Origin of the sequence: Kitasatospora sp. NPDC059571, assembly GCF_042735675.1 — a bacterium.
In the GTDB taxonomy this organism is placed as follows: domain Bacteria; phylum Actinomycetota; class Actinomycetes; order Streptomycetales; family Streptomycetaceae; genus Kitasatospora.
In genome coordinates, this window is sequence record NZ_JBHWBW010000068.1 from 9,949 (window position 1) to 14,315 (window position 4,367).

Below are 4,367 nucleotides of genomic sequence, written 5' to 3' on the forward strand. Positions count from 1 at the left end.
GGCCGCACACCGATCGGGCCCTGCGTCCGGGACTCCCGGGATCAGCCGTTGGACAGGGCGGCGCCACCGCCGCCGGGCGCACCGCCGCCCCGGCCGCCGAAGCCGCCGAACCCACCGGCCGCACCCTCGGTGACCTGGGTGGCGGTAAGGCTGCCGTCCGAGCCCTTCTGGCCGATGACCGTGATGGTCTGGCCGGGCTGGAGGTCGGTGACCTTGCCCTCCTTGTTGAGGGTCACCTTGGTGGAGTCGCCGGTGGTGACCTTGACGGTGTTGCCGTTGGCGTCGGTCAGGGTGACGGTGTTGCCCTGGACGGAGGTCACGGTGCCGCGGGTGAAGCCGCCGTTCTGGCCGAAGCCGCCGGGGGCGCCGCCGTTGCCGTTGCCGCCGCGCTGGCCGCCGTACCCGCCGCGCTGGCCGCCGAAGCCGCCCTGGCCCTGGCGGTCCGCGGAGACCCGGGTGCTGCCGGAGGTCCCGCTGTCCTTCTGGTACCAGACGCCGCCGGCGAAGGACAGCGTGGCGATCACCGCGCCGGCCAGCACCAGGGTCGGCCAGGGCAGCTTGCGGCGCGGCGGTGCGGCGAGCTCGGCGGTGATGTCGCGGGCGTCCGGGGGCGAGGCCAGCAGCTCGACGGCGTCGTCCTGCGGGCCGCCGGCGGCGGCTGACTGGTGGTCGCTGGGCATGTCGTCCTGCTCCTGGGTCACTCGTGTCGAAGGGCTTCGATCGGGCGCAGCGAGGCGGCCCGGTTGGCGGGGTAGCTGCCGAAGAACAGTCCGATGGCCACCGCGATGGCGAAGGCACCGAGCACCGACTCCGGGATGATCACCGGCTTGATGCCGACGATCGAGAAGTGCGAGCCGATCAGGCCGGCCAGCACGCCGAGGCCGGCGCCGACCACCGAGAGCAGCGTGGACTCGGCGAGGAACTGGCCGAGGATGACCCCGCGCGGCGCGCCGAGCGCCTTGCGGATGCCGATCTCCTTGGTCCGCTCGGTGACGGTCACCAGCATGATGTTGGTGATGCCGATGCCGCCGACCAGCAGCGAGATCGCCGCGACCGCGCCGAGCAGCACGGTGAACGTCTTGGTGGTGGACTCGCGGGCGGTCAGCAGCGAGGCCTGGTTGCTGATCCGGAAGTCGACCTTGGTGGCGTCCTTGATGCCGTGCGTGCCCATCAGGATGCGGGTGATGTCGGCCTGCGCCTCGGCCGTGGTGTCGGCCGAACTGGCCTGCACCAGGATCTGGTTGACCGAGCCGAAGCCGGTGAACGCGTTCTGCACGGTGGGCAGCGGGGCGATCACCACATCGTCCGGGTCGTTGAAGCCGGTGCTGCCCTTGGTCCTCAGCACACCGACGACGGTGAACGGGGTCCCGCCGATGGTGATCCGCTTGCCGACCGGGTCCTCGCCCGCGAACAGCTGCTCGGCCGTGGTGGAACCGATCACGGCCACCTTGCGGGAGTTGAGCACGTCGTCGTTGGAGAAGTAGTCGCCGCGGGCGACCTTCTGGTTGGCGGTCTCGAAGTAGGCCGGGTAGGTGCCGATGATCGAGCCGGGCTGGTACGAGATGTTCCCGTACAGCGCGGTCCCGGTGGTGGTGACCACAGGTGCCACCGACTTGATCGAGGGCGCGTCGGTCGCGGTGCCCAGCGCCTTGGCGTCCTCGACCGTCAGCTTCTTGGCCGCCGTCGCGGAGCCCCGCAGGTTGCTGGAGGAGACGGTGAGCGAGTTGGTGCCGAGCGAGGTGATCGACGCCTTGACCGCCGCGGACGAGCCGTTGCCGACCGCGAGCAGCAGGATCACCGAGGCGACGCCGATCAGGACGCCGAGCATGGTGAGCGCCGAGCGCACCTTGTTGGCGACCAGGCCGGCCACCGCGAAGCGGACCATCTGCCAGGCGATCATGCGCCCACCCCCAGCGCGAGTGCGGGCGGCGGGCCGGCCACCTTCGCCTGCCGGACGTCGTCCACGATCGCGCCGTCGACCAACCGGATGACCCGCTTGGCGTGCCGGGCGACCTCATCCTCGTGGGTGATCACCACGACGGTGCGGCCGGAGGCGTTGAGGCCGTCGATGATGCCCAGCACCTCCTCGGTGGAGTGCGAGTCGAGGTTGCCGGTCGGCTCGTCGGCGAGCAGCATCGCGGGGGCGGTGACCAGCGCGCGGGCCACCGCGACGCGCTGCTGCTGGCCGCCGGAGAGCTGGTTGGGCTTGTGTCCGGCGCGCTCGGCGAGGCCGACCAGGTCCAGGGCGGCCAGCGCCCGCCGGCGCCGCTCCGCGGAGCGGACGCCGGCGTAGGCGAGCGGCAGCTCGACCTGGGCCAGTGCGGTGGTGCGCGGCACCAGGTTGAACGACTGGAAGACGAAGCCGATCTTGCGGTTGCGGACGAGCGAGAGCTGCTGCTCGTCGAGGTGGCCGACGTCGGTGCCGTCCAGCAGGTAGCGGCCGGAGGTCGGCACGTCCAGGCAGCCGAGGATGTTCATCAGGGTGGACTTGCCGGAGCCGGAGCTGCCCATCACCGCGACGTAGTCGCCCTCCTCGACGTCCAGGGTCACGCCGAGCGGCTCGCCGCCCGGCCCGGACGGGCCGCGCAGGGCATGCACGGTGGCGTCGCCCTCGCCGTAGGACTTGGTGACCCGGCGGATCTGGATCACCGGGGGCTTCGATGCGGTCATCAGCGGTTGCCACCGCCGTTGCCGCCGCCCCCGTTGCCGCCGCCCCCGTTGCCGCCGCCGAACCCGCCGCGGCCGCCACCGGTGAACGAACCGCCGCCGAGGCCGCCGCCCGCACCGGGGAAACCGCCGCCCGGGAAGCCGTTTCCGGTGGAAGCCGTGGTCGAGGTCAGCTCGACCTTGTCGCCGGCCTTCAGGGTGTCCAGGACCTGCACGGTGGAGTCGCCCTCGATGCCGACCGCGACCTGGACCCGCTCGGTGGTGCCGTCGTCGTGGACCACGGTGGCCGTGCGGGTGCTGCCGGTGCCCGACAGCGCGGCGGTCGGCACCGAGAGCGCGTTGTCGGCCTGCCCGACGGTGACCGCGATGGTGGCGCTCAGACCGGTGCGCAGGGTGCTGGTGTCACCGCTGATCTGGAGGACCGCGCCGTACTGGACGGCGCCGGTGCTGCTGCCGGAGGAGGTCGGCAGGCTGCTCACCGAGAGCACGGTGGCGTCGAGCTTGGTGTCGGACTGCGCGTTGAGCGTGACGGTGGCGGCCTGGCCCTTCTTGAGCTTCAGCGAGTCCAGCTCGGAGAAGGCCGCCGAGACCTGCATGCCGGACGGGTTGGTGAGCACGATGAAGCCGCTCGGGGTGGAGCCGCTGCCGCCGGAGGTACCGCTGCCGCTGCTCTTGGTGCCGGTGCCGCTGCCGGACGAGCCGGAGCCGCTGCTGCCGGAGGACGCGGAGGAGCCGCTGCCGCTCACGGTGTCGCCGACCTTCCCCGAGATCGAGGCGACCGTGCCGTCCGCGGTCGCGGTCAGCGTCGTGCCGGCGACCGCGTCCTTGGCGTTGGCCACGTTGGTCTTGGCGGTGTCGAGCTGCTGCTCGGCCTGCGCGACCTGGGAGGCGTCGACCTTGGTGGTGGTCGTGGTCTGCGGCTGCGGGGTCGAGCCGCCGCGCGAGCCGCCGGAGCCTGAGCCCGAACCGCTGCCGGCCACCGTGGTGGTCACGGTCTCGCCGGCCTCGGCCTTGGTCAGGTTGGCCTCGGCCGTGGTCAGGGCGGCATCGGCGGCGTTCAGCTGCTGCTGGGCAGCGGTGGTGTCGACCGTGGCGAGCACCTGGCCCTTCTTCACGGTGTCGCCGACCGCAACCTTGATCGAGGTCAGCTTGCCGCCGGTGGCGAAGTCCTGGGCCGAGTCGGAGGGCGAGCTGAGCGTGCCGGAACCGGACACGGTGGCCACAACGGTCCCCTGGGAGACCGTGGCGGTACGGATCCGAGCCGTGCTCGCTGCCGAGCTCGTCCCGGAGTCCAGGGTGGTGTACGCGAGTGCGGCCCCGCCCAACAGGGCCACACCGAGCGCGGAGTTGACGAGGACGGCACCACGCCGTCGCGGGAGCACCTTCATGCCGGACAGCTTCGCCCCGCGCTCTTTCGGGTTCCTGGCCCGATCCTGGGAGTTCGCTGAACCCAGCAATACGGACAATTCTCAACATATCTGGGCATGTGAGCCGAAGGCGCTACCTGCGGCTGGTACGCCGTTGATCGAACCCCCAGGGATTTCCCAGCGCTTCCGGGCCGCTTTCTGAACTACGGCGGGCAGTGGGGGTGGCCCCGGACACACCCGGGGCCCCCCGCCCCCCCCCCCCCCGCCCCCCCCCCCCGGGGCGGGCACGAACACCCTGGCGGACACCCCCGCCCGCCCCCCCGACCAGTTGGT

The 4,367-nt window shown here is 72.1% G+C and carries 4 protein-coding genes; all 4 read right to left on the bottom strand.

Annotated elements, in window-relative coordinates:
- Positions 1 to 41: 41 nt before the first annotated feature.
- Genes ACFV0G_RS11015 through ACFV0G_RS11030 form a run of 4 tightly spaced genes read right to left on the bottom strand, consistent with a single transcriptional unit; the run spans position 42 to position 4,055 of the window.
- Positions 42 to 680 (bottom strand): DUF5666 domain-containing protein, encoded by a 639-nt coding sequence (locus ACFV0G_RS11015; RefSeq protein ID WP_380545133.1) that lies wholly within the window; start codon positions 678 to 680, stop codon positions 42 to 44.
- 17 nt (positions 681 to 697) lie between these two features.
- Positions 698 to 1,900: an ABC transporter permease gene (locus tag ACFV0G_RS11020; RefSeq protein WP_380545135.1), complete on the bottom strand. Its 1,203-nt coding sequence runs from the start codon at positions 1,898 to 1,900 to the stop codon at positions 698 to 700.
- The gene (locus tag ACFV0G_RS11025) at positions 1,897 to 2,670 is read right to left on the bottom strand and encodes an ABC transporter ATP-binding protein (protein WP_380545137.1); all 774 of its coding nucleotides are present in this window, start codon (positions 2,668 to 2,670) and stop codon (positions 1,897 to 1,899) included. Before ACFV0G_RS11025 ends, ACFV0G_RS11020 begins: the two co-directional genes overlap by 4 nt.
- Positions 2,670 to 4,055, bottom strand: coding sequence for an efflux RND transporter periplasmic adaptor subunit (locus ACFV0G_RS11030; RefSeq protein WP_380545140.1), 1,386 nt, complete (start codon positions 4,053 to 4,055; stop codon positions 2,670 to 2,672). Before ACFV0G_RS11030 ends, ACFV0G_RS11025 begins: the two co-directional genes overlap by 1 nt.
- Between the last annotated feature and the right edge of the window lie 312 nt (positions 4,056 to 4,367).